This is a genomic window from Corallococcus sp. AB049A, assembly GCF_003668885.1.
GTDB lineage: Bacteria > Myxococcota > Myxococcia > Myxococcales > Myxococcaceae > Corallococcus > Corallococcus interemptor.
In genome coordinates this window covers 1-2,069 of sequence record NZ_RAWL01000736.1, presented here as the reverse complement: position 1 = coordinate 2,069, position 2,069 = coordinate 1, and the positions used below count along the sequence as shown (strand labels likewise).

Genomic DNA, 2,069 nt, shown 5'->3' with positions numbered 1-2,069 from the left:
CGCCCGCCCCGCCGAGGTCTCCGGCGAGCGCCGCACCCCGCGTGAGGCGCGCGAGGCCCGCGAGCCGCGCAACCGGGAGGGCCGCGAGAAGGACAAGGACAAGCGCCGCCAGGAGCAGCCCCGCCGCGAGAAGCGCGACGAGGAGAAGGAGAAGCCCAAGCAGCGCAAGACGGACAAGATTGAAGACCTGCTGAAGGTGGGCCAGGAGGTGGTGGTCCAGATTTCCAAGGACCCCATCGGCACGAAGGGCGCGCGGCTCACCTCGCACATCTCCATCCCCGGCCGTCACCTGGTGTTCATGCCCACGGTGGACCACGTGGGCATCAGCCGCCGCATCTCCAACGAGAAGGAGCGCCGCCGGCTGCGCGAAATCGTGGACCGCCTGCGTCCGCCCGGCACGGGGTTCATCGTGCGCACGGTCGCGGAGAACGTTCCCCAGGAGAAGCTGGAGAGCGACATCCGGTTCCTCATCGAGGTGTGGAACCAGGTGGTGCGCCGCAACGAGAAGCGCGGCGGACCGGGCCTGCTGCACCCCGACCTGGACCTCATCCTGCGCGCCACGCGCGACCTGTTCGCCCATGACGTCGAGAAGCTCGTCGTGGACGACGCGGAGGAGTACGAGCGCATCCAGGGCTTCGTCACCGCGCAGGACCCTGCCCTGCGCGACCGCGTGGTGCTGCACGAGACGGACGAGCCCGTCTTCGACGCCTACGGCATCGAGCAGGAGCTTCAGCGCGCCACCCAGCGCAAGGTGTGGCTGAAGAGCGGCGGCTACCTGATCATCGACCAGGCGGAGGCGCTGACGGCCATCGACGTCAACTCGGGACGCTACGTCGGCAAGAAGAGCCTCGAGGAGACCATCACCAAGATCAACGTCGAGGCGGCCAAGGAGATCGTCTACCAGCTCCGGCTGCGCAACATCGGCGGCATCATCATCTGCGACTTCATCGACATGGAGAAGGCGCAGAACCGCGACAAGGTCTTCAAGTCGCTGCAGGAGGCGCTGGGCCGGGACAAGGCCAAGACGAACGTGCTGCGCATCTCCGAGCTGGGCCTGGTGGAGATGACGCGCAAGCGCGTGCGCGAGTCCATTGGCCGCGTGCTGCACGAGGACTGCCCGTACTGCGACGGCAAGGGCTTCGTGAAGACGGCGACCACGGTCGCGTACGAGATCTTCCGGGAGATCCGCCGCGAGGCGCCGGGCTACAAGGACTCCACGCTGGTCATCAACTGCAACGCGGAGGTCGCGCGCCTGCTCCAGGGTGAGGAGCGCAACGAGCTGCGGCACCTGATGGACCGCTACAACAAGTCCATCCAGGTGAAGGCGCAGCAGAACTACCACCGCGAGCAGTACGACATCTACGGCCGGTCGGCCACGGGCCCCGAGCACAAGGTGGCCTCGTCGCCGGGCTCCGGTGACGGCGAGCTGGCGATGCAGCAGCGCCGTCCGGACAGCAACTACGGCGGCCGTCCGGACCAGGGCCGCCGGGGCGGAGGCCGGGACCGCGACCGTGGCGAGCGCGGCGGCGGTGAGAACCGTGGCGGCGGCGAGAACCGTGGCGGCGGCGAGCGCGGCGGGGAACGCGGAGGCGAGCGTGGCGGCGGAGACCGTCGCGAGGGCCGGCGCCCCGAGCGTGGCGAGCGCGGAGGAGACCGCAACCGGGACCGTGAGCGTCGCGGCGGTGGCGAGGGCCGTGGCGGAGAAGGCCGTGGCGGCGAGCGCGGCGGTGGTTCCGGCGGTGGCCAGAACGGCAATGGCAACGGAGGCGGCGCGCCTCCCGCGGCGTCTGGCGGAGGCTCGTCCGAGCCGTCCGGCGGTGGCGGCGAGGGCTGAGCCCTGACGTGTGAGTGACAGCGAGGGCCCGGTGGGTACATCCCGCCGGGCCTTCTGCTTTGAAGCGCTTGCGAGGCTTCCCGCATGCTGACCAGCCAGGCGGACAAGGCCCGTGCATGTGGTGACAACGTCCGCTCCGATGGGGCGGGAGGGCTGGTTCGCCGGGGCAGGGTTTGGCTACGGTGGCGCTTCCACGATGAATCGCTCGCCTCCGCGCCTTCGCACGCTCCTGGAC

General features: G+C 70.0%; 1 protein-coding gene. It reads left to right on the top strand.

The features are described 5' to 3' along the window. On the top strand, positions 1–1,834 hold a 1,834-nt coding region (locus tag D7X55_RS38845; protein WP_121725665.1), incomplete at its 5' end, for an Rne/Rng family ribonuclease. Positions 1,835–2,069: the final 235 nt, after the last annotated feature.